This is a genomic window from Pseudomonas sp. R76, from assembly GCF_009834565.1.
Classification (GTDB): domain Bacteria; phylum Pseudomonadota; class Gammaproteobacteria; order Pseudomonadales; family Pseudomonadaceae; genus Aquipseudomonas.
Window position 1 is genome coordinate 6056208 of the sequence record NZ_CP019428.1, and the last position, 23994, is coordinate 6080201.

A 23994-nucleotide genomic window follows, 5' to 3' on the forward strand; every position below is an offset into this window, starting at 1 on the left:
CTAGGCTGGGCGCGCTGTCGGCACTGGGTTGACCAGTTGCTCGAGCGTCGCGCGATCCAATAATTCGGTGTCCAATTTGATGTAAATGGCCGCCTCTTCAGCGACCACAACTGCATCTGTTACCCCAACGACGGCCTTCAGGCGCTCTACCAGACCGCTTTCACGGATCGCCTCAGGCGATAGCGGCAAACGCAGGCTTGTGACGTAGGGAGGTTCGCGCATGGTAACAGCAAAGGCCAGCCAAAGTGCAGCCAGCCCGGCGCATCCGAGGAACACAACCGACAAACCGCCATGCTGGAACATCCAGCCGCCCATGATGCCGCCCAGCGCAGAACCCAGGAACTGGCTGGTGGAATACACCCCCATCGCCGTGCCCTTGCCACCGGCGGGTGAAACTTTACTGATCAGCGAAGGCAACGAGGCCTCCAGCAGGTTGAACGCGGTAAAGAACACCACCGTACCGATTACCAGCGCCCGCAGGCTGTCGCCGAACTGCCAGAAGAATAGCTCAGTGAGCATCAGCGTCGCGACGGCGCCGAGCAAAACTCGTTTCATTTTGCGTTTCTTCTCGCCGTAGATGATGAACGGGATCATGGCGAAGAACGAGATCAACAAGGCGGTGAGGTAGACCCACCAGTGCTGCTCCTTGGGCAGGCCGGCTTTTTCGACCAGCGCCAGAGGCAAGGCAACGAAGCAGCACATCAGCATGGCGTGCAACACGAAGATACCTAAATCCAGGCGCAGCAGGTCCGGATGCTTGAGCGTCGGCAACAATGCCTTGCGTGCCACGCCGGACTCACGGTGCTGCAGCGTGCCGGTGGAACGCGGCACCATGAACGCCACGATCACGATCCCGAACAATGCCATGCCGCCCGTGGCGAGGAACAGCCCGTGCAAGCCAAAGGCGCGTGTCAGCAATGGGCCGACCACCATGGCCACCGCAAACGACAGGCCGATGGTCATGCCGATCATGGCCATGGCCTTGGTGCGATGTTGCTCGCGGGTCAGGTCCGAGAGCAGCGCCATGACGGCGGCGGAAATCGCACCGGCGCCCTGCAGGACCCGCCCGGCGATTACGCCCCAGATCGAGTCTGACTGTGCCGCGAGGACACTGCCGAGGGCGAACACGATGAGCCCGAGGTAAATCACCGGCCGACGGCCAATGCGATCGGAAATGATCCCGAACGGAATCTGAAACAGCGCCTGGGTCAGGCCATAGGCGCCAATCGCCAGGCCGATCAATGCGGGGGTTGCGCCTGCGAGATCCATTCCATAGGTCGCCAGCACCGGCAACACCATAAACATGCCAAGCATACGGAAGGCGAACACCAGGGCCAGACCGCTTGCCGCTCGGGTCTCGCCGCTACTCATGCGTTCGCTGTGGGGATCGTGCATGGAAAAACCTCGTGTGAACCGGCGGCGATTCTACCAGTCCCATCGATTGAGAGGGTATATGCGGCGCTTTGCCGCGCAGCTTTCATGTAAGGCTGCACCCGGCACTTTGACAGTGTATATTCATCCAGTCTTTAGCCGTATACTCCTGCATTATTTACGCCCGCCGTGCGAGGCCATCTTGGACAAGATCCTGATTCGTGGGGCTAGAACCCACAACCTGAAGAACATCGACCTGACCCTGCCCCGGGACAAACTGATCGTCATCACCGGCCTGTCCGGCTCCGGCAAATCGTCCCTGGCGTTCGACACGCTGTATGCCGAAGGTCAGCGTCGCTATGTGGAATCGCTGTCGGCCTATGCCCGGCAATTCCTGTCGATGATGGAAAAGCCCGACGTCGACACCATTGAAGGCCTGTCGCCGGCGATCTCCATCGAGCAGAAGTCGACGTCCCACAACCCACGCTCCACCGTGGGCACCATTACCGAAATCTACGACTACCTGCGCTTGCTGTATGCGCGCGTGGGTATTCCGCGCTGCCCGGACCACGATATTCCCCTGGAAGCCCAGACCGTCAGCCAGATGGTCGACCTGGTGCTGGCCCAGCCGGAAGGCGCCAAGCTGATGCTGCTGGCGCCGGTGATTCGAGAGCGTAAAGGCGAACATCTTTCGGTTTTTGAAGAGCTGCGTGCGCAAGGTTTTGTGCGCGCACGTATCAACGGCAAGCTCTATGAACTGGATGAAGCGCCGAAGCTCGACAAGCAGAAAAAGCACTCCATTGATGTGGTGGTCGACCGCTTCAAGGTCCGCGCCGATTTGCAACAGCGTTTGGCCGAGTCGTTCGAGACCGCGCTGAAGCTGGCGGACGGTATTGCACTGGTCGCACCGATGGACGACGAGCCGGGCGAAGAAATCATCTTCTCCGCGCGTTTTGCCTGCCCAATCTGTGGTCACGCAATCAGCGAGCTGGAACCCAAGCTGTTTTCCTTCAACAACCCGGCTGGCGCCTGCCCGACCTGTGATGGCCTGGGGGTTAAGCAGTTCTTTGACATCAAGCGTCTGGTCAACGGTGACCTGACCCTGGCGGAAGGTGCGATACGCGGCTGGGACAGGCGCAATGTCTACTACTTCCAGATGTTGGGGTCGCTGGCATCGCACTATAAATTCAGCCTGGAAGTGCCGTTCAACCAACTGCCGGTCGAGCAGCAAAAAGTCATCCTGCACGGCAGCGGCTCGCAGAACGTCGACTTCAAATACCTGAACGACCGTGGCGATATCGTCAAACGTTCGCACCCGTTCGAAGGTATCGTGCCGAACCTGGAGCGTCGCTACCGCGAGACCGAGTCGGCGAGCGTGCGCGAAGAGCTGGCCAAGTTCCTCAGCACTCAGCCTTGCCCGGATTGCCGGGGCACTCGTCTGCGTCGTGAAGCACGTCATGTGTGGGTGGGCGAGAAGACACTGCCGGCAGTGACCAACCTGCCGATCGGCGATGCGTGTGAGTACTTTGGTGTGCTCAAGCTGACCGGGCGCCGTGGGGAAATTGCCGACAAGATCCTCAAGGAAATCCGTGAGCGCCTGCAATTCCTGGTTAACGTTGGCCTGGATTATCTGTCGCTGGATCGCAGCGCCGACACCCTCTCGGGTGGTGAAGCCCAGCGGATCCGTTTGGCCAGCCAAATTGGTGCCGGCCTCGTGGGCGTATTGTACATCCTCGATGAACCGTCGATTGGCTTGCACCAGCGAGACAACGACCGCCTGCTGGGAACGCTGAAGCACCTGCGGGATATCGGCAACACGGTGATCGTGGTTGAGCACGATGAAGATGCGATTCGCCTGGCGGATTATGTGGTCGACATTGGCCCGGGTGCGGGTGTGCACGGTGGGCATATTGTTGCCGAGGGCACGCCTGCCGAGGTCATGGCGCACCCGGACTCGTTGACCGGTAAGTACCTGTCCGGCCGCGTGAAGATTGAAGTGCCGGCCAAGCGTACGCCACGCAACAAGAAGCTGGCGCTGCACCTCAAGGGCGCGCGCGGCAACAACTTGCGCAATGTCGACCTGGAAATCCCACTGGGTTTATTGACCTGTGTGACCGGTGTATCCGGTTCGGGCAAGTCGACGCTGATCAACAACACGCTGTTCCCACTGAGCGCCACCGCCTTGAACGGCGCGACAACCCTGGAAGCGGCTGCGCACGACAGCATCAAGGGCCTTGAGCATCTGGACAAAGTCGTCGACATCGACCAAAGCCCGATTGGCCGTACGCCGCGCTCCAACCCGGCGACCTATACCGGGTTGTTCACGCCGATTCGCGAACTGTTCGCCGGCGTACCGGAGTCCCGCTCGCGGGGTTATGGGCCTGGCCGGTTCTCGTTCAACGTTAAGGGCGGGCGCTGCGAAGCGTGCCAGGGCGATGGCCTGATCAAGGTTGAGATGCACTTTTTGCCGGACATCTACGTGCCGTGCGATGTGTGCAAGAGCAAGCGCTATAACCGCGAAACCCTGGAGATCAAGTACAAGGGCAAGAGCATCCACGAAACCCTCGAAATGACCATCGAGGAAGCACGGGTGTTCTTTGACGCGGTTCCAGCGTTGGCGCGCAAGCTGCAAACGCTGATGGATGTGGGCCTGTCGTACATCAAGCTGGGGCAATCGGCGACTACCTTGTCCGGCGGCGAGGCGCAGCGGGTGAAGTTGTCTCGTGAGCTGTCCAAGCGAGATACCGGCAAGACCCTGTATATCCTCGATGAGCCGACCACGGGTCTGCACTTTGCGGATATCCAGCAATTGCTCGACGTGCTGCACCGCCTGCGCGACCACGGCAACACAGTGGTGGTGATTGAGCACAACCTGGATGTGATCAAGACTGCCGATTGGCTGGTGGACCTGGGGCCGGAAGGCGGTTCCAAAGGAGGCCAGATCATTGCGGTGGGCACACCGGAGCAGGTCTCGGAAATGCCGCAGTCGCATACCGGTTACTACTTGAAACCGTTGTTGGCACGCGATAAAGCCTGATTTATCGGGCTCATGAAAAAGCCCCTGTCACTTTGCGGTGACAGGGGCTTTTTTGTAGCCGGGAATCAGAACTGCGATTGCAGGTAATTCTCCAGACCAACCAGCTTGATCAGGCCCAACTGCTTTTCCAGCCAGTAGGTGTGATCTTCTTCGGTGTCATTCAACTGCACCCGGAGGATTTCGCGGGTGACATAGTCGTTGTGCTGCTCGCAGAGCTCGATGCCCTTGCAGAGCGCGGCACGCACCTTGTACTCGAGGCGAAGATCGGCTGCGAGCATGTCAGGCACCGTGGTGCCCACATCCAGGTCGTCGGGACGCATGCGTGGCGTGCCTTCGAGCATAAGAATACGGCGCATCAGCGCGTCGGCGTGCTGTGCCTCTTCTTCCATTTCGTGGTTGATACGTTCGTAGAGCTCAGTAAAGCCCCAGTCTTCGTACATACGCGAATGGATGAAATATTGGTCACGAGCTGCCAGTTCGCCCGTCAGCAACGTGTTGAGGTAATCGATTACGTCGGGGTGACCTTGCATCGCCCTACATCTCCCTGCTTGAAAGTCTGTAGTTTGAACCATCATGACCCGGAGGTCACGAGACCAACGGCAGAAAAGCGAAGATTTTCTGAGAAAAGTAGCGGAAATAACGCAAAAACCGCCCAAATGAGGGCGGTTCTGCTTCTCGTTTAGAGTCAGCTAAGCGTTACGCCCAGCGCCGTTGCAATGCCTTGGCCGTAATCGGGGTCGGCTTTGAAGAAGTGCTGCAGCTGGCGCTGAACCACATCCCTGCTCACGCCATCCATAGCCCCGGCAATGTTGTTGATCAGCAGGGCCTTTTGCCCGGCATCCATCAAACGGAATAGCGCACCTGCGTGACTGTAGTAGTCGGTGTCTTCACGCTGATCGTAGCGATTCGCCGCACCATTGAGTGCCAGAGGTGGCTCAGCGTATTGAGGCGCCTGTTGTGGCGTACCAGCGACGCTGTTTGGTTCATAGTTAGGAGACGCACCTCCGAAACCAAGGGACATCGAACCGTCACGCTGATTGTTATTAACCGGGCTCAAGGGAGCATTGACCGGCAACTGCTGGTGGTTGGTGCCAACACGATAACGGTGAGCATCCGCATAAGCGAAAACGCGGCCTTGAAGCATGCGGTCCGGCGAGAGACCAACACCCGGAACCATGTTGCTTGGGCCAAAGCATGCCTGCTCGACTTCAGCAAAGTAATTCACCGGATTACGGTCCAGCACGAGCTCGCCAACCTCGATCAGCGGAAACTCCTGCTGTGACCAGGTTTTGGTCACGTCAAACGGGTTTTCGTAGTGAGCTTCAGCCTCGGCTTCGGTCATGACCTGAATGTTGACGCTCCACTTGGGAAAGTCGCCCCGCTCGATAGCGTTGAACAGGTCACGCTGAGCATAATCAGGATCAGTGCCGGCAATGCGAGTCGCCTCTTCAGGCGTCAGGTTCTTGATACCTTGCTTGGTTTTGTAGTGCCATTTGACCCAATGGCGCTCGCCTCTAGCATTGATCAGGCTATAGGTATGACTCCCGAAGCCGTGCATATGGCGGTAACCGTCTGGAGTGCCGCGATCCGAGAACAGGATGGTGATCTGGTGCAACGCCTCAGGAGAGAGCGACCAGAAATCCCATACCATCTGTGCACTTTTCAGATTCGTTTGCGGCAACCGCTTTTGGGTGTGAATGAAGTCGGGGAACTTCAGCGGGTCGCGGATGAAGAACACTGGCGTGTTGTTGCCAACGATGTCCCAGTTACCTTCTTCGGTATAGAACTTCAAAGCAAAGCCACGCGGGTCACGCGCGGTATCCGCCGAGCCTCGCTCGCCGCCAACGGTGGAGAATCGAAGGAAAGTAGGTGTTTCTTTACCAACGGATTCGAACAGCTTCGCACTGGTGTACTGGGTGATGTCCCGGGTTACGGTGAATTTACCGTGAGCGCCCGAACCCTTGGCGTGTACGCGACGCTCAGGAATGTTTTCACGGTTGAAGTGCGCAAGCTTTTCGATCAGGTGAAAGTCATCGAGGAGCAACGGGCCACGCGGACCGGCAGTACGGGAGTTCTGGTTATCCGCAACGGGGGCACCGCTGGCGGTAGTAAGGATATTACTCATGCTCAATCTTCCTCAGGTCAGACTAGGAACTGCCGGCTAATCGGCTTGGAGGGAGTATTGACCATCAAGATGACACCATCAAATGCATTAAATCATGGACTTTGATAGAAAATAACTAACACAGAACCTCAACGGATAGCGGCGGGTTTATTAGAGAACCGGCAGTGACGTGAGAAATATAGCCGGTTTTCGACCGCCCACAAAAAACCGGGCACTAGGCCCGGTTCTCTGTTGCAGACTGTCGTCTTACTCGGCGCTTACAGCTTCGCCGGCAGTAGCACGATCAACCAACTCGACGTACGCCATAGGCGCGTTGTCGCCAGCGCGGAAACCGCACTTGAGGATGCGCAGGTAGCCACCCTCACGGGTAGCGTAACGCTTGCCCAGGTCGTTGAAGAGCTTACCAACGGTAGCTTTCGAACGAGTACGGTCGAAAGCCAGACGGCGGTTAGCCAGGCTGTCTGTCTTGGCCAAAGTGATCAGCGGCTCAGCAACGCGACGCAGTTCTTTAGCTTTCGGCAGTGTAGTTTTGATCAGCTCGTGCTCGAACAGCGACACCGCCATGTTTTGAAACATGGCCTTGCGGTGCGAGCTGGTACGGCTCAGGTGACGACCACTTTTACGATGACGCATGGTTCATTCCTTACCAAACTCACGTTCGGTGATTACGACGATCAGGCAGTCGCCTTGTCGTCCTTCTTAAGACTTGCAGGCGGCCAGTTGTCGAGGCGCATGCCGAGGGACAGACCGCGGGAGGCCAGAACGTCCTTGATTTCAGTCAAGGATTTCTTGCCCAGGTTCGGAGTCTTCAACAGTTCTACTTCGGTACGCTGAATCAGGTCGCCGATGTAGTAAATGTTTTCCGCCTTAAGGCAGTTAGCCGAACGTACAGTCAGTTCCAGATCGTCAACCGGGCGAAGCAGGATCGGATCGATCTCGTCTTCCTGCTCGATTACCACTGGTTCGCTGTCACCTTTGAGGTCGACGAACGCAGCCAACTGCTGTTGCAGAATGGTTGCAGCGCGGCGGATAGCCTCTTCAGGATCCAGAGTACCGTTGGTTTCCAGATCAATAACCAGCTTGTCCAGGTTAGTACGCTGCTCGACACGGGCGTTTTCCACCACGTATGCGATACGGCGAACCGGGCTGAACGAAGAGTCAAGCTGCAAGCGACCAATGCTGCGGCTTTCGTCTTCATCGCTCTGACGCGAGTCGGCCGGTTCATAACCACGACCACGAGCTACAGTGAGCTTCATGTTCAGGGCGCCGTTAGACGCCAGGTTAGCGATTACGTGATCGGGGTTAACGATCTCGACATCATGATCCAGCTGAATATCGGCAGCGGTAACCACCCCCGAACCCTTCTTCGACAAGGTCAGCGTAACTTCGTCACGGCCGTGCAGCTTGATAGCCAGACCTTTAAGGTTCAACAGGATTTCAATTACGTCTTCCTGTACACCTTCGATGGCGCTGTACTCGTGGAGCACACCGTCAATCTCGGCCTCGACTACTGCACAGCCGGGCATTGAGGACAACAGGATGCGGCGCAGCGCGTTGCCCAGGGTGTGGCCAAAACCACGCTCGAGAGGCTCGAGAGTGATCTTGGCGCGGGTTGGACTGACAACCTGCACATCAATGTGGCGGGGTGTCAGGAACTCATTTACCGAAATCTGCATGGATGCACCTATTTTCTAGCCCTTACTTGGAGTAGAGCTCGACAATCAGGCTTTCGTTGATGTCGGCGGACAGATCACTGCGAGCAGGAACGTTCTTGAAAACGCCCGACTTCTTCTCAGTGTCTACTTCTACCCATTCTACGCGGCCACGTTGGGCACACAGATCGAGAGCTTGGACAATGCGAAGTTGGTTTTTTGCTTTCTCGCGAATCGCGACTACGTCACCAGCACGAACCTGGTAAGACGGTACGTTAACGGTTTGGCCGTTTACGCTGACGGATTTGTGCGATACCAGCTGACGGGATTCGGCACGAGTCGAACCAAAGCCCATACGGTATACAACGTTGTCCAGACGGCATTCGAGCAGTTGCAGCAGGTTTTCACCGGTTGCACCTTTTTTGCCAGCAGCTTCTTTGTAGTAGCCGCTGAACTGACGCTCGAGAACGCCGTAGATACGACGGACCTTCTGCTTTTCACGCAGTTGGGTGCCGTAATCGGACTGGCGACCGCGGCGTTGGCCGTGGATACCAGGTGCTGCTTCAATGTTGCACTTCGATTCGATCGCGCGCACGCCGCTCTTCAGGAAGAGATCGGTGCCTTCGCGACGAGCGAGTTTGCATTTTGGACCAATGTAACGAGCCATTCTTTACAATCTCCTGGATTACACGCGGCGCTTCTTCGGCGGACGGCACCCGTTGTGCGGGATTGGCGTCACGTCGGTGATGCTGGCGATCTTATAGCCACAGCCGTTCAAAGCACGGACAGCAGACTCACGACCTGGACCTGGACCTTTGACGTTAACGTCGAGGTTTTTCAGGCCGTATTCCAGCGCAGCTTGACCAGCACGTTCAGCAGCTACTTGAGCAGCAAACGGCGTGGACTTGCGGGAACCGCGGAAACCCGAACCACCAGAGGTAGCCCAAGACAGAGCGTTACCTTGACGGTCGGTGATGGTCACGATGGTGTTGTTAAAAGAAGCATGGATGTGGGCGATGCCATCAACCACTGTCTTTTTAACTTTTTTACGAGGACGAGCAGCAGGTTTTGCCATGATAATTTTCCTGTCGATTCGCTGGGGCGATTACTTGCGGATCGGCTTACGCGGACCTTTACGGGTACGCGCGTTAGTCTTGGTACGCTGACCGCGCACTGGAAGACCACGACGATGACGCAGACCGCGATAGCAACCGAGGTCCATCAAACGCTTGATTTTCATGTTGATTTCGCGACGCAGGTCACCTTCAGTGGTGAACTTCGCCACTTCGCCACGCAGCAATTCAATCTGCTCGTCGCTCAGATCCTTGATCTTAGCGGCTGGGTTTACCCCAGCAACTGCGCAAATTTTCTGCGCAGTAGTGCGACCAACACCATAGATGTAGGTCAGCGAGATAACAGTGTGCTTGTTATCTGGAATGTTAACGCCTGCAATACGGGCCATTCAGTGGGACTCCAATTGACAGCTACCTACGCCCCGGAAGCCAAGAAATAGGGCGCGAGATAATATCGCTGTAATAACAAATAATCAACCCGGCAGCGCACTAGCTGCCGGGCTTCAAGCGGATCACACTCAGCCTTGGCGCTGTTTGTGACGCGGTTCCGCGCTGCAAATTACTCGAACAACACCTTCGCGGCGAATAATCTTGCAGTTACGGCACAGCTTTTTCACCGATGCACGAACTTTCATCACCAACTCCTCGAACCTTATGGGTACTCAGCGCAACATGCCGCTGCCGTAACCCTTCAGGTTGGCTTTCTTCATCAGGGATTCGTACTGGTGCGAAACGAGGTGCGATTGTACTTGGGACATGAAGTCCATCACAACCACGACCACGATCAGCAACGAGGTCCCGCCAAGGTAGAACGGAACGTTTGCTGCAACCACCAGGAACTGGGGCAACAAGCAGACGGCCGTCATATATAGAGCACCGAACAGGGTCAAACGAGTCAGAACGCCATCAATGTAGCGTGCAGACTGCTCACCTGGACGGATACCCGGAATAAAGGCACCGGACTTCTTCAGGTTTTCCGCTACGTCTTTCGGATTGAACATCAACGCCGTATAGAAGAAGCAGAAGAAAATAATCCCTGCACTAAACAGCAGAATATTCAACGGCTGACCAGGAGCGATCGACTGAGAGAGGTCCTGCAGCCAGCCCATGTTTTCAGACTGACCAAACCAGGTACCCAACGAAGCCGGAAACAGCAAAATGCTGCTCGCGAAAATTGCCGGAATAACACCGGCCATATTCACTTTCAGCGGCAAGTGGCTGGTCTGCGCAGCGAAGACCTTGCGGCCCTGCTGACGCTTGGCGTAGTGAACAGCAATACGACGCTGGCCACGCTCAATGAACACCACAAAACCGATAATCGCTACTGCCAGCAAACCGATAGCAACCAAGGCGAAGATATTGATATCACCCTGACGTGCAGACTCGAAAGACTGCCCAATTGCTCTCGGAAGACCGGCGACGATACCTGCGAAAATCAACATCGAGATACCGTTACCAACACCACGCTCAGTAATCTGCTCACCCAGCCACATCATAAACATCGCACCAGCCACAAATGTGGATACCGCGACGAAATAGAAGCCAAAGTCACCAGTGAACGCAACACCCTGCCCGGCCAAGCCAACGGACATGCCGATAGCTTGAACCAAGGCAAGGATGACAGTGCCGTAGCGGGTGTACTGGCTAATCTTGCGACGGCCAGCTTCACCTTCCTTCTTCAACTGCTCCAACTGCGGACTGACGGCGGTCATCAACTGCATGATGATCGATGCCGAAATGTACGGCATGATCCCCAGTGCAAAGATACTCATCCGTTCCAGCGCGCCGCCGGAAAACATGTTGAACAAGCTAAGAATGGTCCCCTCATTCTGTCGAAACAGGTCTGCGAGTCGGTCCGGGTTGATACCTGGAACCGGGATGTGTGCGCCTATTCGGTAGACGATAATCGCCAGGAACAGAAAACGCAGACGAGCCCAAAGTTCAGACATACCGCCTTTGCCGAGCGCTGAGAGAGCACCTTGCTTAGCCATTTATTCCTCGAACTTGCCGCCAGCTGCTTCGATAGCCGAACGCGCACCTTTGGTGGCGCCGATTCCCTTGCCGATAGTGACAGCGCGAGTCACTTCACCGGACAGCATGATTTTCACACGCTGTACGTTGACGTTGATCACGTTGGCATCTTTCAGGGTCTGCACAGTAACGATGTCGCCTTCCACTTTAGCCAGCTCGGACAAACGCACTTCTGCGCGATCCATGGCTTTCAGGGATACGAAACCGAACTTAGGCAGGCGACGATGCAGCGGCTGTTGACCGCCTTCAAAGCCTGGAGCGATGGTGCCACCGGAGCGGGAGGTTTGACCTTTGTGGCCACGGCCACCAGTCTTACCCAAACCGCTACCGATACCACGGCCCGGACGATGCTTTTCGCGACGGGAACCCGGCGCTGGACTCAGATCATTGAGTTTCATCGATTAACCCTCTACACGCAGCATGTAGTAAGCCTTGTTGATCATCCCGCGATTCTCGGGAGTATCCTGGACTTCTACAGTGTGACCGATGCGACGCAGACCCAAACCTTTAACGCACAGTTTGTGGTTAGGAATGCGGCCGGTCATGCTTTTGATCAGCGTTACTTTAACGGTAGCCATGATCAGAAGATCTCCTTGACAGTCAGACCACGCTTGGCAGCGATGGACTCAGGAGATTGCATAGCTTTCAAACCTTTGAAAGTGGCGTGAACCACGTTTACCGGGTTAGTCGAGCCGTAGCACTTGGCCAGAACGTTCTGAACGCCAGCAACTTCGAGGACAGCACGCATAGCGCCGCCAGCGATGATACCGGTACCTTCAGAAGCAGGCTGCATGTACACCTTCGAAGCGCCGTGAGCGGACTTCATAGCGTACTGCAGAGTGGTGCCGTTCAGATCAACTTGGATCATGTTGCGACGAGCAGCTTCCATTGCCTTCTGGATCGCAGCAGGCACTTCACGTGACTTGCCACGGCCGAAGCCAACACGCCCTTTACCATCACCCACCACGGTCAACGCGGTGAAAGTGAAGATACGGCCGCCTTTAACGGTTTTGGCTACGCGGTTAACTTGAACCAGCTTCTCAATGTAGCCTTCGTCGCGCTTTTGGTCGTTATTTGACATAACTTAGAACTCCAGCCCAGCTTCACGAGCAGCATCAGCCAGCGCTTTAACGCGGCCGTGGTACTTGAAGCCAGAGCGGTCGAAAGCCACTTGCGAGACGCCAGCGGCCTTAGCACGCGTAGCGACCAGCTGGCCAACCTTTGTGGCCGCGTCGATGTTGCCAGTGGCACCATCACGCAGTTCTTTATCCAAAGTCGAGGCGCTTGCCAGGACTTTGTTGCCGTCGGCCGAGATGACCTGGGCGTAGATGTGCTGCGACGAGCGGAACACGCAGAGACGCACGACTTCGAGTTCGTGCATTTTCAGGCGTGCTTTGCGAGCGCGACGCAGTCGAGTAACTTTTTTGTCGGTCATTTGCTATGCCCTACTTCTTCTTGGCTTCTTTACGACGGACGACTTCGTCCGCGTAGCGCACACCTTTGCCTTTGTACGGCTCTGGTGGACGGAAGTCGCGGATCTCAGCGGCCACCTGACCTACCAGCTGCTTATCAATACCCTTGATCAGGATATCGGTCTGGCTAGGAGTCTCAGCGGTGATGCCTTCCGGCAGTTCGTAATCCACTGGGTGCGAGAAGCCAAGGGCCAGGTTCAAAACCGTGCCTTTTGCTTGCGCTTTGTAACCAACACCGACCAGCTGGAGCTTACGCTCGAAGCCTTGGCTTACGCCATGGACCATGTTGTTTACCAACGCACGCGTGGTACCGGCCATTGCGCGAGTTTGTTGATCGCCATTGCGAGCAGCGAAACGCAGCTCACCAGCTTCTTCAACGATCTCAACGGACGAATGGATGTTCAGTTCAAGAGTGCCCTTGGCACCCTTCACCGAAAGCTGTTGGCCTGCGAATTTGACTTCGACACCGGCTGGCAGCTTAACGGGGTTCTTAGCGACGCGAGACATGCTTATCCCCCCTTAGAACACAGTGCAAAGAACTTCGCCGCCGACACCGGCAGCGCGCGCAGCACGATCCGTCATCACACCTTTGTTGGTGGAGACGATAGACACGCCCAGACCGCCACGAACTTTCGGCAGATCTTCAGCGGACTTGTACTGACGCAGGCCTGGACGGCTAACGCGCTTCACTTCCTCGATGACCGAACGGCCTTCGAAGTATTTCAGCTCGATGGACAGCAGTGGTTTTGTTTCGCTGCTGATCTGATAACCCGCAATGTAGCCTTCGTCTTTCAGGACTTTGGCAACAGCTACCTTCAACTTGGAAGATGGCATGCTTACGACGGACTTTTCAGCCATCTGGGCATTACGGATACGAGTTAGCATGTCCGCTAACGGGTCCTGCATACTCATGGGCTAGACGCTCCTAATACAAAAAAATTAGCCTTGCGGCTACATATGTCGCCGAGAATCTCCGAGCATAGAAAACACGGGCTCAGGCGAGCCGGGTATTCTAGACACACTCCGGAAATGAAACAAGCCCCAAAAGGGGCTTGTTCCAGATTCAAGGTCACCGGTGGTCAGTATCTTGCGACGCAAACCACCTGGACTTCGAAAGTACTTACCAGCTGGCTTTAACCAGACCTGGTACGTCACCACGCATTGCCGCTTCACGCAGTTTGTTACGGCCGAGGCCGAACTTGCGGTAAACGCCGTGTGGACGACCGGTCAGGCGGCAGCGGTTACGCATGCGCGAGGCGCTTGCGTCACGTGGCTGCTTCTGCAGAGCAACTGTAGCTTCCCAGCGCGCTTCTGGACTTGCGTTCAGATCAACGATGATTGCTTTCAGTGCTGCACGCTTCTTGGCGTACTTGGCAACCGTGAGCTGACGCTTCAGCTCGCGGTTTTTCATGCTCATCTTGGCCATGGTCCTACTCCAATCAGTTGCGGAACGGGAATTTGAAAGCACGCAACAGGGCGCGACCTTCATCATCGTTCTTGGCAGTGGTGGTCAGGGTGATGTCCAGACCGCGGAGAGCATCGATCTTGTCGTAGTCGATTTCCGGGAAGATGATCTGCTCTTTCACGCCCATGCTGTAGTTACCACGACCATCGAAGGACTTGGCATTCAGGCCGCGGAAGTCGCGAACCCGAGGCAGGGAGATCGACAGCAGACGATCCAGGAATTCGTACATACGCTCACGGCGCAGAGTCACTTTGACGCCGATCGGCCAACCTTCACGGACTTTAAAGCCAGCGATGGATTTCCGAGCGTAAGTCACAACGACTTTTTGACCGGTGATCTTTTCCAGGTCGGCAACAGCGTGCTCGATGACTTTTTTGTCACCGATCGCTTCGCCCAGACCCATGTTCAGGGTGATTTTGGTAACGCGCGGAACTTCCATCACGTTCCCGAGCTTAAGTTCTTCCTTAAGCTTAGGGGCGATTTCCTTCCGGTAAATCTCTTGTAGTCGTGCCATGGTCTAATCTACCTAGCAGTGTTCAAGCATCAACCGCTTTTTGGGTCGACTTGAAGACACGAATTTTCTTACCGTCTTCTACTTTGAAACCAACGCGGTCAGCCTTGTTGGTTTCGCCGTTGAAGATGGCGACGTTAGAAGCGTCCAGCGGAGCTTCTTTCTCGACGATACCGCCCTGCACGCCCGACATCGGGTTAGGCTTGGTATGACGCTTGACCAGGTTCAGACCACCGATAACCAGACGGTTATTAGCGAGAACCTTAAGCACCTTACCGCGCTTACCTTTGTCTTTGCCGGCGATCACGATGATCTCGTCGTCACGACGAATCTTTTGCATGTCGGATCTCCTTACAGCACTTCTGGGGCGAGCGAGACGATCTTCATGAACTTCTCAGTACGAAGTTCACGGGTCACTGGCCCAAAGATACGGGTGCCGATCGGCTCTTGCTTGTTGTTCAGAAGAACAGCAGCGTTGCCATCAAAGCGGATAATGGAGCCATCTGCACGGCGTACGCCGTGACGAGTGCGGACTACAACAGCAGTCATCACTTGGCCTTTTTTCACTTTACCGCGAGGAATTGCTTCCTTCACGGTAACTTTGATGATGTCACCGATACCAGCGTAACGACGATGGGAGCCACCCAGCACCTTGATGCACATAACACGGCGAGCGCCGCTGTTATCGGCCACATCGAGCATGGATTGAGTCTGAATCATATAATTTCTCCGACCCCTAGTCCTTAGACTTCCACAGCGCGTTCGAGAACATCAACCAGTGCCCAAGACTTGGTCTTGGCCAGCGGACGAGTTTCACGAATAGTGACTTTGTCGCCGATGTGGCACTGATTGGTTTCGTCGTGCGCGTGCAGCTTAGTCGAACGCTTAACATATTTACCGTAGATCGGGTGCTTAACACGACGCTCGATCAAAACGGTGATGGTTTTGTCCATCTTATCGCTGACAACACGGCCAGTCAGCGTACGGACAGTCTTTTCGGCTTCAGCCATGATCACTTACCTGCCTGCTGGTTGAGCACAGTCTTCACGCGAGCGATGTCACGCTTAACTTGCGAGAGCAGATGAGACTGCCCCAACTGGCCAGTTGCTTTCTGCATACGCAGATTGAACTGGTCGCGCAGCAGGCCGAGCAGTTGCTCGTTCAGCTGCTGTGCGGATTTTTCACGAAGTTCATTCGCTTTCATCACATCACCGTCCGTTTAACAAAGGCGGTGGCGAGCGGCAGCTTTGCAGCAGCCAGGGCAAAAGCCTCACGCGCCAGCTCTTCAGTTACACCCTCGATTTCATACAGGACTTTGCCTGGCTGAATCTGGGCTACCCAGTATTCCACGTTACCCTTACCTTTACCCATCCGAACCTCGAGAGGCTTTTTGGAGATCGGCTTGTCCGGGAATACACGGATCCAGATCTTGCCGCCACGTTTAACGTGACGGGTCAGTGCACGACGCGCTGACTCAATCTGACGAGCGGTGAGACGACCACGAGCTACAGACTTCAGCGCGAACTCGCCGAAGCTGACTTTGCTACCGCGCTGTGCCAGACCACGGTTGTGGCCTGTCATCTGCTTGCGGAACTTCGTACGCTTAGGTTGCAACATTTGGCGTACCCCTTACTTAGCAGCTTTTTTACGAGGAGCTGGTGCTTGTGGTTTCAGTTCTTCTTGGCGACCACCAATTACTTCGCCTTTGAAGATCCAAACCTTTACACCGATCACACCGTAAGTGGTGTGAGCTTCGTAGTTGGCATAGTCGATGTCGGCACGCAGGGTGTGCAGTGGCACACGACCTTCGCGATACCATTCAGTACGTGCGATTTCAGCACCGCCGAGACGACCGCTCACTTGGATTTTGATGCCTTTGGCACCAATGCGCATGGCGTTCTGTACAGCGCGCTTCATGGCGCGACGGAACATTACGCGACGCTCCAGCTGCTGAGCTACGCTCTGCGCAACCAGCATACCGTCGAGCTCCGGCTTGCGGATCTCTTCGATATTGATGTGCACAGGCACACCCATTTGCTTGGTCAGGTCCTGACGCAGTTTCTCAACATCTTCACCTTTCTTCCCGATAACGATACCTGGACGAGCGGTGTGGATGGTGATACGTGCAGTTTGCGCCGGACGATGGATATCGATACGGCTTACGGACGCGCTTTTTAGTTTGTCTTGGAGATACTCACGCACCTTCAGATCAGCGAACAAATAGTCCGCATAAGTCCGACCGTCTGCGTACCAGACGGAGGTGTGCTCCTTGACGATTCCCAGGCGAATGCCAATGGGATGTACTTTCTGACCCATCTCTTCGACTCCGTTACTTGTCAGCAACCTTGACAGTGATATGGCAAGACCGCTTGACGATGCGATCAGCACGGCCTTTGGCACGTGGCATGATGCGCTTCAGCGAACGCCCTTCGTTGACGAAAACGGTGCTGACCTTCAGGTCATCAACGTCTGCGCCTTCGTTATGCTCGGCGTTGGCTACGGCCGACTCCAGCACTTTCTTCATGATCTCGGCGGCTTTCTTACTGCTGAAAGCCAACAGGTTGAGCGCTTCGCCCACCTTCTTCCCGCGGATCTGGTCGGCGACCAAGCGGGCTTTCTGGGCGGAGATTCGAGCGCCCGACAACTTAGCGGCTACTTCCATTTCCTTACCCCTTAACGCTTGGCTTTCTTGTCTGCCACGTGCCCACGATAAGTGCGGGTACCGGCAAACTCGCCTAGTTTGTGGCCGACCATGTCTTCGTTAACGAGAACTGGGACGTGTTGACGACCGTTGTGTACTGCGATGGTCAAACCGACCATTTGTGGCAGGATCATCGAACGACGCGACCAGGTCTTAACTGGTTTGCGATCGTTCTTTTCCGCCGCCACTTCGATCTTCTTCAGTAGGTGAAGATCAATAAAAGGACCTTTTTTCAGAGAACGTGGCACTGTCGTATCCCTCTATTTACTTGCGACGACGGACGATCATTTTGTCGGTACGCTTATTACCACGAGTCTTCGCGCCCTTAGTCGGGAAGCCCCATGGCGATACCGGATGACGACCACCAGAGGTACGACCTTCACCACCACCGTGTGGGTGGTCAACCGGGTTCATGGCAACACCACGAACGGTTGGGCGAACGCCACGCCAGCGTTTGGCACCAGCTTTACCCAGCGAACGCAGGCTGTGCTCGGAGTTCGAGACTTCACCCAGGGTCGCGCGGCATTCAGCCAGCACTTTACGCATCTCACCAGAACGCAGACGCAGGGTCACGTAGACACCTTCACGAGCGATCAGCTGAGCCGAAGCACCAGCGGAACGAGCGATTTGCGCGCCTTTACCTGGCTTCAATTCGATGCCGTGTACGGTGCTACCAACTGGAATGTTACGCAGTTGCAGAGCGTTGCCCGGCTTGATCGGCGCCAGAGCACCTGCGATCAGCTGGTCGCCAGCACTCACGCCTTTAGGGGCGATGATGTAGCGACGCTCGCCATCTGCGTACAGCAGCAGAGCGATGTGAGCAGTACGGTTTGGATCGTATTCGATACGCTCGACAGTGGCAGCGATGCCATCTTTGTCGTTGCGACGGAAGTCGACCAGACGATAATGCTGCTTATGGCCACCACCGATGTGACGAGTGGTAATACGACCATTGTTGTTACGACCACCAGTCTTCGATTTTTTCTCGAGCAGCGGTGCGTGAGGAGCGCCTTTATGCAGCTCCTGGTTGACCACCTTGACCACAAAACGGCGGCCAGGGGAAGTCGGTTTGCATTTAACGATTGCCATGATGCACCCCTTCCTTACTCAGCACTGCTGCTGAAATCGAGATCTTGGCCTGGCTGAAGGGAGATAACTGCCTTCTTCCAGTCATTACGCTTGCCCAGACCGCGAGCAGTGCGCTTGCTCTTACCCAGAACATTCAGGGTAGTAACACGCTCTACTTTCACGCTGAACAGGCTTTCGACGGCCTTCTTGATTTCCAGCTTGGTTGCGTCAGTTGCAACCTTGAAAACGAACTGGCCTTTCTTGTCAGCCAGAACCGTAGCCTTTTCGGAAACGTGCGGGCCAAGCAGAACTTTAAATACGCGTTCCTGGTTCATCCCAGCAGCTCCTCGAATTTCTTCACGGCCGACACGGTGATCAACACCTTGTCGTATGCGATCAGACTAACTGGATCGGAACCTTGCACGTCACGTACATCAACGTGTGGCAGGTTGCGAGCAGCCAGGTACAGGTTCTGATCAACAGCTTCAGACACGATCAAAACGTCGGTCAGATTCATGTTGTTCAGCTTGCCCAGCAGATCTTTGGTTTTTGGACCTTCAACAGCGAAGTCCTGAACCACGACCAGACGATCAGTACGCACGAGTTCAGCAAGGATGGAGCGCAGAGCTGCGCGGTACATCTTCTTGTTGAGCTTCTGAGTGTGATCCTGTGGACGAGCTGCGAAAGTGGTACCGCCGCCACGCCAGATTGGGCTACGGATAGTACCGGCACGAGCACGGCCAGTGCCTTTCTGACGCCAAGGGCGCTTACCGCCACCACGTACGTCGGAACGGGTCTTTTGCTGCTTGCTACCTTGACGGCCGCCGGCCATGTAGGCCACGACTGCTTGGTGAACCAGCGTCTCGTTGAATTCGCCGCCAAATGTCAGTTCGGAAACTTCGATCGCTTGAGCGTCATTTACATTTAATTGCATGTCAGCTTCCCCTTAACCGCGAGCCTTGGCCGCTGGACGTACAACCAGGTTGCCGCCAGTAGCGCCAGGAACAGCACCCTTGACCAACAACAGATTGCGTTCAGCGTCGACGCGCACTACTTCGAGGGACTGCACGGTCACGCGCTCAGCGCCCATATGACCGGACATTTTTTTGCCCTTGAATACACGACCAGGAGTCTGGCACTGGCCAATAGAGCCCGGGACGCGGTGGGAAACGGAGTTACCGTGAGTGTTGTCTTGGCCACGGAAATTCCAACGCTTGATCGTACCCTGGAAGCCTTTACCTTTGGACTGACCGGTTACATCAACCAGTTGACCAGCAGCGAAGATTTCAGCGTTGATCAGATCGCCAGCCTGGTAGTCGCCATCTTCAAGACGGAACTCCATAACAGTGCGACCAGCTGCAACGTTTGCTTTAGCGAAGTGACCTGCTTGAGCAGCAGTCACGCGCGAAGCACGACGCTCGCCGACAGTGACTTGCACTGCACGATAGCCATCGGTTTCTTCAGTTTTGAACTGGGTGACGCGATTCGGTTCGATCTCAATGACCGTGACCGGAATGGAGACACCTTCTTCGGTGAAAATACGGGTCATACCGCATTTACGACCGACTACACCAATAGTCATGTTGTAAACCTCATGAGTGTACGGGGCTTTCACCCGCTATGGCCGCCCATTTCAGAGCGTTACACGACTAAGACCCAAGTCTTAGCCGAGGCTGATCTGTACTTCCACACCGGCCGCCAGATCGAGCTTCATAAGAGCATCAACGGTTTTATCCGTTGGCTGGACGATGTCCAGTACGCGCTTATGAGTACGGATCTCGTACTGGTCACGCGCGTCTTTGTTGACGTGCGGGGAGACCAGAACGGTGAACCGCTCTTTACGGGTAGGCAGTGGAATTGGACCACGCACTTGAGCACCAGTACGTTTCGCGGTTTCCACGATTTCCTGGGTGGATTGGTCGATCAGGCGATGGTCAAAAGCCTTCAACCTGATACGGATTTGCTGATTTTGCATTGGATTTCAGACTCCGGCTGCTATTCCCAGCGAGCGCAATACGCCCGTTAAAAGGAGGCGCAATTCTATAGACGGCCCTGATAGGTGTCAACCCAATAAAAAAGGCCCCCGCTAAGCGGGGGCCTCCTCAAAACATCAAGGCTATCTCAGAAGAGATAATTACTCGATGATTTTAGCTACAACGCCAGCACCAACGGTACGGCCGCCTTCACGGATAGCGAAGCGCAGACCGTCTTCCATTGCGATGGTTTTGATCAGGGTAACAACCATTTTGATGTTGTCGCCTGGCATAACCATTTCAACGCCTTCCGGCAGTTCGCAGTTACCAGTCACGTCAGTAGTACGGAAGTAGAACTGTGGACGGTAGCCTTTGAAGAACGGAGTGTGACGACCGCCTTCTTCTTTGCTCAGCACGTACACTTCAGCTTCGAACTTGGTGTGCGGCTTAACCGAACCTGGCTTAACCAGAACCTGGCCACGCTCAACGTCGTCACGCTTGGTACCACGCAGCAGAACGCCGCAGTTCTCGCCAGCACGACCTTCGTCGAGCAGCTTACGGAACATTTCAACACCGGTGCAGGTGGTGACGGTAGTGTCACGCAGACCAACGATTTCCAGTGGATCTTGAACCTTAACGATACCGCGCTCGATACGGCCAGTCACAACAGTACCGCGACCGGAGATCGAGAATACGTCTTCGATTGGCATCAGGAACGGCTTGTCGATAACACGAACTGGATCTGGGATGTAGCTGTCCAGAGTTTCAACCAGTTTACGAACGGACGTGGTGCCCATTTCGTTGTCGTCTTTGCCTTCCAGAGCCATACGAGCAGAACCGATGATGATCGGAGTGTCGTCGCCTGGGAAGTCGTAAGTGCTCAGCAGATCGCGCACTTCCATCTCAACCAGTTCCAGCAGCTCAGCGTCGTCTACCAGGTCAGCCTTGTTCAGGTAAACCACGATGTACGGAACGCCTACCTGACGGGACAGCAGGATGTGCTCACGGGTTTGTGGCATCGGACCATCAGCGGCCGAGCAAACCAGGATTGCGCCGTCCATCTGGGCAGCACCGGTGATCATGTTCTTCACATAGTCAGCGTGACCTGGGCAGTCAACGTGAGCGTAGTGACGGATCAGCGAGTTGTATTCAACGTGCGCGGTGTTGATGGTGATACCACGAGCTTTTTCTTCTGGTGCGCTGTCGATTTTATCGAAATCAACGATTGCGGAACCGAAAACTTCGGAGCAAACGCGAGTCAGAGCAGCAGTCAGAGTGGTTTTACCGTGGTCAACGTGACCGATGGTGCCAACGTTGACGTGCGGTAGGGAACGATCAAATTTTTCTTTAGCCACGACAATTAACTCCTTGCCTAAAGGACTGAATCAGCCTTGTTTTTTGGATACAGTTTCAGCGATGTGCGCCGGAGCTGTGTTGTATTTTTTGAATTCCATAGAGTAGCTTGCGCGACCCTGAGACATGGAGCGAACGTCGGTCGCATAACCGAACATCTCACCCAACGGAACCTCGGCGCGAATCACTTTGCCGGAAACCGTGTCTTCCATACCCAAGATCATGCCGCGACGACGGTTAAGGTCGCCCATGACATCACCCATATAGTCTTCAGGTGTAACAACTTCTACCGCCATGATTGGCTCAAGCAACTCACCACCGCCCTTCTGGGCCAGTTGCTTGGTTGCCATGGAAGCAGCCACCTTAAACGCCATCTCGTTGGAGTCGACGTCGTGGTAAGAACCGTCAAAAACGGTTGCTTTCAGGCCGATCAGCGGATAGCCGGCAACAACACCGTTCTTCATCTGCTCTTCGATACCCTTCTGGATAGCCGGGATGTATTCCTTAGGAACAACACCACCAACTACTTCGTTCACGAATTGCAGACCTTCCTGACCTTCGTCAGCAGGTGCAAAACGGATCCAGCAGTGACCGAACTGACCACGACCGCCGGACTGACGAACGAACTTGCCTTCGATTTCACAGTTCTTCGTGATGCGCTCACGATAGGAAACCTGAGGCTTACCGATGTTGGCTTCGACGTTGAACTCACGGCGCATCCGGTCAACCAGGATGTCCAGGTGCAGCTCGCCCATGCCGGAGATGATCGTTTGACCAGTCTCTTCATCAGTCTTGACGCGGAAAGATGGATCTTCCTGAGCAAGTTTGCCCAGAGCGATACCCATTTTTTCCTGGTCATCCTTGGTCTTAGGCTCTACGGCAACCGAAATAACCGGCTCCGGGAAGTCCATGCGAACCAGGATGATTGGCTTAGCAGCGTCGCACAAAGTCTCACCAGTGGTGACGTCCTTCATGCCGATCAGGGCCGCGATGTCACCAGCGCGCACTTCCTTGATCTCTTCACGGGCGTTTGCGTGCATTTGCACCATACGACCCACGCGCTCTTTCTTACCTTTAACCGAGTTGATCACGCCGTCGCCGGATGCCAACACGCCCGAGTAAACACGGACGAAGGTCAAGGTACCCACGAATGGGTCGGTAGCGATCTTGAACGCCAGGGCCGAGAACGGCTCGCTGTCGTCTGCATGACGCTCCATTTCTTCTTCCTCGTTATCAGGGTTGGTACCCTTGATAGCAGGAATGTCGGTTGGAGCAGGCAGGTAGTCGATCACAGCATCGAGAACCAGGGGAACGCCCTTGTTCTTGAACGAGGAACCGCAAACAGCCAAGACGATCTCACCAGCGATAGTACGCTGACGCAGAGCGGCCTTGATTTCCACGTTGGTGAGCTCTTCACCTTCGAGGTACTTGTTCATCAGCTCTTCGCTGGCTTCGGCAGCAGCCTCAACCATGTTGTTGCGCCACTCGTCAGCCAGCTCCTGCAGTTCAGCAGGGATAGGCTTACGAACAGGAACCATACCTTTGTCGGAATCATTCCAGTAGACAGCTTCCATGTTGATCAGATCGATCTGACCCTGGAAGTTATCTTCGGAACCGATAGCCAATTGGATTGGCACCGGGGTGTGACCCAGACGCTGCTTGATCTGACCGATCACGCGCAGGAAGTTGGCACCAGCACGGTCCATCTTGTTTACGTAAACAAGACGTGGAACGCCGTATTTGTTGGCTTGACGCCATACGGTTTCCGACTGAGGCTCAACGCCCGAGGTACCGCAGAACACAACGACAGCGCCGTCGAGTACACGCAGGGAACGCTCAACTTCAATGGTGAAGTCTACGTGGCCCGGGGTATCGATTACGTTGAAGCGGTGCTCATCTTTGTACTGCTTCTCGGAACCTTTCCAGAAGGCGGTAATAGCAGCAGAAGTAATGGTAATACCACGCTCCTGCTCCTGAACCATCCAGTCTGTGGTCGCGGCGCCGTCATGCACCTCGCCCATTTTGTGACTTTTGCCGGTGTAAAACAGCACGCGCTCGGTGGTGGTGGTTTTACCAGCATCCACGTGAGCAACGATACCGATGTTACGGTAGCGGCTAATCGGAGTAGTACGAGCCATAAAGCCCTCGCAAAATTAGTGAAG

General features: G+C 55.3%; 34 protein-coding genes. 1 reads left to right on the forward strand and 33 read right to left on the reverse strand.

Features of this window, described 5'->3' with window-relative positions:
• Positions 1–1395, reverse strand: a complete 1395-nt coding sequence (locus PspR76_RS27400) for an MFS transporter (protein WP_159960290.1) — start codon at positions 1393–1395, stop codon at positions 1–3.
• Between the two features lie 178 nt (positions 1396–1573).
• On the opposite strand from PspR76_RS27400, the gene uvrA reads away from it, so the two are divergent.
• Positions 1574–4408, forward strand: coding sequence for an excinuclease ABC subunit UvrA (gene uvrA / locus PspR76_RS27405; protein ID WP_159960292.1), 2835 nt, complete (start codon positions 1574–1576; stop codon positions 4406–4408).
• A 65-nt stretch (positions 4409–4473) separates the two neighbouring features.
• Here the strand turns inward: uvrA and bfr are convergent, their stop codons facing one another.
• From bfr to fusA, 32 genes are all read right to left on the reverse strand, one after another.
• A complete protein-coding gene (bfr, locus tag PspR76_RS27410; RefSeq protein WP_015886133.1) occupies positions 4474–4938 on the reverse strand; it encodes a bacterioferritin in 465 nt (154 codons plus the stop codon).
• 155 nt (positions 4939–5093) lie between these two features.
• Positions 5094–6533, reverse strand: coding sequence for a catalase (locus tag PspR76_RS27415; protein ID WP_237235700.1), 1440 nt, complete (start codon positions 6531–6533; stop codon positions 5094–5096).
• Positions 6534–6779: 246 nt separating this feature from the next.
• On the reverse strand, positions 6780–7166 hold the full coding sequence (gene rplQ / locus PspR76_RS27420; protein ID WP_159960296.1) for a 50S ribosomal protein L17: 387 nt from the start codon (positions 7164–7166) through the stop codon (positions 6780–6782).
• Positions 7167–7207: 41 nt separating this feature from the next.
• On the reverse strand, positions 7208–8209 hold the full coding sequence (locus PspR76_RS27425; RefSeq protein WP_003176403.1) for a DNA-directed RNA polymerase subunit alpha: 1002 nt from the start codon (positions 8207–8209) through the stop codon (positions 7208–7210).
• A 22-nt stretch (positions 8210–8231) separates the two neighbouring features.
• Positions 8232–8852 (reverse strand): 30S ribosomal protein S4, encoded by a 621-nt coding sequence (gene rpsD, locus PspR76_RS27430; protein ID WP_003210056.1) that lies wholly within the window; start codon positions 8850–8852, stop codon positions 8232–8234.
• An 18-nt stretch (positions 8853–8870) separates the two neighbouring features.
• A complete protein-coding gene (rpsK, locus tag PspR76_RS27435; RefSeq protein ID WP_002555466.1) occupies positions 8871–9260 on the reverse strand; it encodes a 30S ribosomal protein S11 in 390 nt (129 codons plus the stop codon).
• A gap of 30 nt (positions 9261–9290) precedes the next feature.
• On the reverse strand, positions 9291–9647 hold the full coding sequence (gene rpsM, locus PspR76_RS27440; RefSeq protein WP_024077676.1) for a 30S ribosomal protein S13: 357 nt from the start codon (positions 9645–9647) through the stop codon (positions 9291–9293).
• Positions 9648–9776: 129 nt separating this feature from the next.
• Positions 9777–9893: a 50S ribosomal protein L36 gene (rpmJ, locus tag PspR76_RS27445; RefSeq protein WP_002555468.1), complete on the reverse strand. Its 117-nt coding sequence runs from the start codon at positions 9891–9893 to the stop codon at positions 9777–9779.
• A gap of 27 nt (positions 9894–9920) precedes the next feature.
• Complete coding sequence (gene secY, locus PspR76_RS27450) at positions 9921–11249, reverse strand: preprotein translocase subunit SecY (protein WP_071485371.1); 1329 nt, start codon at positions 11247–11249, stop codon at positions 9921–9923.
• On the reverse strand, positions 11250–11687 hold the full coding sequence (rplO, locus tag PspR76_RS27455; RefSeq protein ID WP_003176407.1) for a 50S ribosomal protein L15: 438 nt from the start codon (positions 11685–11687) through the stop codon (positions 11250–11252). It lies immediately after the preceding gene.
• Positions 11688–11690: 3 nt separating this feature from the next.
• Positions 11691–11867: a 50S ribosomal protein L30 gene (gene rpmD / locus PspR76_RS27460; protein ID WP_003176408.1), complete on the reverse strand. Its 177-nt coding sequence runs from the start codon at positions 11865–11867 to the stop codon at positions 11691–11693.
• Between the two features lie 2 nt (positions 11868–11869).
• Positions 11870–12370, reverse strand: a complete 501-nt coding sequence (gene rpsE, locus PspR76_RS27465; protein WP_003176409.1) for a 30S ribosomal protein S5 — start codon at positions 12368–12370, stop codon at positions 11870–11872.
• Between the two features lie 3 nt (positions 12371–12373).
• Entirely contained in the window at positions 12374–12724 is a 351-nt protein-coding gene (gene rplR, locus PspR76_RS27470) for a 50S ribosomal protein L18 (RefSeq protein ID WP_003186037.1), read from the reverse strand.
• Positions 12725–12734: 10 nt separating this feature from the next.
• Complete coding sequence (rplF, locus tag PspR76_RS27475; RefSeq protein ID WP_159960298.1) at positions 12735–13268, reverse strand: 50S ribosomal protein L6; 534 nt, start codon at positions 13266–13268, stop codon at positions 12735–12737.
• 12 nt (positions 13269–13280) lie between these two features.
• Complete coding sequence (gene rpsH, locus PspR76_RS27480) at positions 13281–13673, reverse strand: 30S ribosomal protein S8 (protein ID WP_010566853.1); 393 nt, start codon at positions 13671–13673, stop codon at positions 13281–13283.
• A gap of 208 nt (positions 13674–13881) precedes the next feature.
• The gene (gene rpsN, locus PspR76_RS27485; protein ID WP_003176414.1) at positions 13882–14187 is read right to left on the reverse strand and encodes a 30S ribosomal protein S14; all 306 of its coding nucleotides are present in this window, start codon (positions 14185–14187) and stop codon (positions 13882–13884) included.
• Between the two features lie 13 nt (positions 14188–14200).
• The gene (gene rplE / locus PspR76_RS27490; protein WP_003194642.1) at positions 14201–14740 is read right to left on the reverse strand and encodes a 50S ribosomal protein L5; all 540 of its coding nucleotides are present in this window, start codon (positions 14738–14740) and stop codon (positions 14201–14203) included.
• Positions 14741–14762: 22 nt separating this feature from the next.
• Positions 14763–15077, reverse strand: a complete 315-nt coding sequence (gene rplX, locus PspR76_RS27495) for a 50S ribosomal protein L24 (RefSeq protein WP_003176416.1) — start codon at positions 15075–15077, stop codon at positions 14763–14765.
• Positions 15078–15088: 11 nt separating this feature from the next.
• A complete protein-coding gene (gene rplN / locus PspR76_RS27500; RefSeq protein WP_002555479.1) occupies positions 15089–15457 on the reverse strand; it encodes a 50S ribosomal protein L14 in 369 nt (122 codons plus the stop codon).
• A 23-nt stretch (positions 15458–15480) separates the two neighbouring features.
• Complete coding sequence (rpsQ, locus tag PspR76_RS27505) at positions 15481–15747, reverse strand: 30S ribosomal protein S17 (RefSeq protein WP_003176419.1); 267 nt, start codon at positions 15745–15747, stop codon at positions 15481–15483.
• Between the two features lie 2 nt (positions 15748–15749).
• Positions 15750–15941 carry a 50S ribosomal protein L29 gene (rpmC, locus tag PspR76_RS27510; RefSeq protein ID WP_002555481.1) on the reverse strand — a complete coding sequence of 64 codons (192 nt, stop codon included), beginning with the start codon at positions 15939–15941 and terminating at the stop codon, positions 15750–15752.
• Positions 15941–16354: a 50S ribosomal protein L16 gene (gene rplP / locus PspR76_RS27515; protein WP_003232424.1), complete on the reverse strand. Its 414-nt coding sequence runs from the start codon at positions 16352–16354 to the stop codon at positions 15941–15943. Before rplP ends, rpmC begins: the two co-directional genes overlap by 1 nt.
• 12 nt (positions 16355–16366) lie before the next feature.
• Complete coding sequence (rpsC, locus tag PspR76_RS27520; RefSeq protein ID WP_003176422.1) at positions 16367–17053, reverse strand: 30S ribosomal protein S3; 687 nt, start codon at positions 17051–17053, stop codon at positions 16367–16369.
• 13 nt (positions 17054–17066) lie between these two features.
• The gene (rplV, locus tag PspR76_RS27525; RefSeq protein WP_003103908.1) at positions 17067–17399 is read right to left on the reverse strand and encodes a 50S ribosomal protein L22; all 333 of its coding nucleotides are present in this window, start codon (positions 17397–17399) and stop codon (positions 17067–17069) included.
• 11 nt (positions 17400–17410) lie between these two features.
• Entirely contained in the window at positions 17411–17686 is a 276-nt protein-coding gene (rpsS, locus tag PspR76_RS27530) for a 30S ribosomal protein S19 (protein WP_002555486.1), read from the reverse strand.
• A gap of 16 nt (positions 17687–17702) precedes the next feature.
• Positions 17703–18527 carry a 50S ribosomal protein L2 gene (gene rplB, locus PspR76_RS27535; RefSeq protein WP_003210080.1) on the reverse strand — a complete coding sequence of 275 codons (825 nt, stop codon included), beginning with the start codon at positions 18525–18527 and terminating at the stop codon, positions 17703–17705.
• Positions 18528–18541: 14 nt separating this feature from the next.
• Positions 18542–18841 (reverse strand): 50S ribosomal protein L23, encoded by a 300-nt coding sequence (gene rplW / locus PspR76_RS27540; RefSeq protein ID WP_002555488.1) that lies wholly within the window; start codon positions 18839–18841, stop codon positions 18542–18544.
• Positions 18838–19440: a 50S ribosomal protein L4 gene (gene rplD, locus PspR76_RS27545; protein ID WP_159960300.1), complete on the reverse strand. Its 603-nt coding sequence runs from the start codon at positions 19438–19440 to the stop codon at positions 18838–18840. The genes rplW and rplD overlap by 4 nt, the downstream gene beginning before the upstream one ends.
• Before the next feature lie 12 nt (positions 19441–19452).
• A complete protein-coding gene (rplC, locus tag PspR76_RS27550; protein WP_003194649.1) occupies positions 19453–20088 on the reverse strand; it encodes a 50S ribosomal protein L3 in 636 nt (211 codons plus the stop codon).
• Positions 20089–20169: 81 nt separating this feature from the next.
• Positions 20170–20481: a 30S ribosomal protein S10 gene (rpsJ, locus tag PspR76_RS27555; RefSeq protein WP_003186070.1), complete on the reverse strand. Its 312-nt coding sequence runs from the start codon at positions 20479–20481 to the stop codon at positions 20170–20172.
• A gap of 159 nt (positions 20482–20640) precedes the next feature.
• Positions 20641–21834 carry an elongation factor Tu gene (gene tuf / locus PspR76_RS27560; protein ID WP_003176426.1) on the reverse strand — a complete coding sequence of 398 codons (1194 nt, stop codon included), beginning with the start codon at positions 21832–21834 and terminating at the stop codon, positions 20641–20643.
• A gap of 30 nt (positions 21835–21864) precedes the next feature.
• Positions 21865–23970 carry an elongation factor G gene (fusA, locus tag PspR76_RS27565; RefSeq protein WP_010206921.1) on the reverse strand — a complete coding sequence of 702 codons (2106 nt, stop codon included), beginning with the start codon at positions 23968–23970 and terminating at the stop codon, positions 21865–21867.
• Positions 23971–23994: the final 24 nt, after the last annotated feature.

Excerpts from the sequence above, each read along its gene's own strand:
- PspR76_RS27400 (WP_159960290.1), bottom strand. The coding sequence starts at position 1,395 with ATGCACGATCCCCACAGCGAACGCATGAGTAGCGGCGAGACCCGAGCG.
- bfr (WP_015886133.1), bottom strand. The coding sequence starts at position 4,938 with ATGCAAGGTCACCCCGACGTAATCGATTACCTCAACACGTTGCTGACG.
- PspR76_RS27415 (WP_237235700.1), bottom strand. The coding sequence starts at position 6,533 with ATGAGTAATATCCTTACTACCGCCAGCGGTGCCCCCGTTGCGGATAAC.
- rplQ (WP_159960296.1), bottom strand. The coding sequence starts at position 7,166 with ATGCGTCATCGTAAAAGTGGTCGTCACCTGAGCCGTACCAGCTCGCAC.
- PspR76_RS27425 (WP_003176403.1), bottom strand. The coding sequence starts at position 8,209 with ATGCAGATTTCGGTAAATGAGTTCCTGACACCCCGCCACATTGATGTG.
- rpsD (WP_003210056.1), bottom strand. The coding sequence starts at position 8,852 with ATGGCTCGTTACATTGGTCCAAAATGCAAACTCGCTCGTCGCGAAGGC.
- rpsK (WP_002555466.1), bottom strand. The coding sequence starts at position 9,260 with ATGGCAAAACCTGCTGCTCGTCCTCGTAAAAAAGTTAAAAAGACAGTG.
- rpsM (WP_024077676.1), bottom strand. The coding sequence starts at position 9,647 with ATGGCCCGTATTGCAGGCGTTAACATTCCAGATAACAAGCACACTGTT.
- rpmJ (WP_002555468.1), bottom strand. The coding sequence starts at position 9,893 with ATGAAAGTTCGTGCATCGGTGAAAAAGCTGTGCCGTAACTGCAAGATT.
- secY (WP_071485371.1), bottom strand. The coding sequence starts at position 11,249 with ATGGCTAAGCAAGGTGCTCTCTCAGCGCTCGGCAAAGGCGGTATGTCT.
- rplO (WP_003176407.1), bottom strand. The coding sequence starts at position 11,687 with ATGAAACTCAATGATCTGAGTCCAGCGCCGGGTTCCCGTCGCGAAAAG.
- rpmD (WP_003176408.1), bottom strand. The coding sequence starts at position 11,867 with ATGGCTACCGTTAAAGTAACGCTGATCAAAAGCATGACCGGCCGCATT.
- rpsE (WP_003176409.1), bottom strand. The coding sequence starts at position 12,370 with ATGTCAAATAACGACCAAAAGCGCGACGAAGGCTACATTGAGAAGCTG.
- rplR (WP_003186037.1), bottom strand. The coding sequence starts at position 12,724 with ATGACCGACAAAAAAGTTACTCGACTGCGTCGCGCTCGCAAAGCACGC.
- rplF (WP_159960298.1), bottom strand. The coding sequence starts at position 13,268 with ATGTCTCGCGTCGCTAAGAACCCCGTTAAGCTGCCAGCCGGTGTCGAA.
- rpsH (WP_010566853.1), bottom strand. The coding sequence starts at position 13,673 with ATGAGTATGCAGGACCCGTTAGCGGACATGCTAACTCGTATCCGTAAT.
- rpsN (WP_003176414.1), bottom strand. The coding sequence starts at position 14,187 with ATGGCCAAGATGAGCATGAAAAACCGCGAGCTGAAGCGTCAGCTCACG.
- rplE (WP_003194642.1), bottom strand. The coding sequence starts at position 14,740 with ATGGCACGACTACAAGAGATTTACCGGAAGGAAATCGCCCCTAAGCTT.
- rplX (WP_003176416.1), bottom strand. The coding sequence starts at position 15,077 with ATGCAAAAGATTCGTCGTGACGACGAGATCATCGTGATCGCCGGCAAA.
- rplN (WP_002555479.1), bottom strand. The coding sequence starts at position 15,457 with ATGATTCAGACTCAATCCATGCTCGATGTGGCCGATAACAGCGGCGCT.
- rpsQ (WP_003176419.1), bottom strand. The coding sequence starts at position 15,747 with ATGGCTGAAGCCGAAAAGACTGTCCGTACGCTGACTGGCCGTGTTGTC.
- rpmC (WP_002555481.1), bottom strand. The coding sequence starts at position 15,941 with ATGAAAGCGAATGAACTTCGTGAAAAATCCGCACAGCAGCTGAACGAG.
- rplP (WP_003232424.1), bottom strand. The coding sequence starts at position 16,354 with ATGTTGCAACCTAAGCGTACGAAGTTCCGCAAGCAGATGACAGGCCAC.
- rpsC (WP_003176422.1), bottom strand. The coding sequence starts at position 17,053 with ATGGGTCAGAAAGTACATCCCATTGGCATTCGCCTGGGAATCGTCAAG.
- rplV (WP_003103908.1), bottom strand. The coding sequence starts at position 17,399 with ATGGAAGTAGCCGCTAAGTTGTCGGGCGCTCGAATCTCCGCCCAGAAA.
- rplB (WP_003210080.1), bottom strand. The coding sequence starts at position 18,527 with ATGGCAATCGTTAAATGCAAACCGACTTCCCCTGGCCGCCGTTTTGTG.
- rplW (WP_002555488.1), bottom strand. The coding sequence starts at position 18,841 with ATGAACCAGGAACGCGTATTTAAAGTTCTGCTTGGCCCGCACGTTTCC.
- rplD (WP_159960300.1), bottom strand. The coding sequence starts at position 19,440 with ATGCAATTAAATGTAAATGACGCTCAAGCGATCGAAGTTTCCGAACTG.
- rplC (WP_003194649.1), bottom strand. The coding sequence starts at position 20,088 with ATGACTATTGGTGTAGTCGGTCGTAAATGCGGTATGACCCGTATTTTC.
- rpsJ (WP_003186070.1), bottom strand. The coding sequence starts at position 20,481 with ATGCAAAATCAGCAAATCCGTATCAGGTTGAAGGCTTTTGACCATCGC.
- fusA (WP_010206921.1), bottom strand. The coding sequence starts at position 23,970 with ATGGCTCGTACTACTCCGATTAGCCGCTACCGTAACATCGGTATCGTT.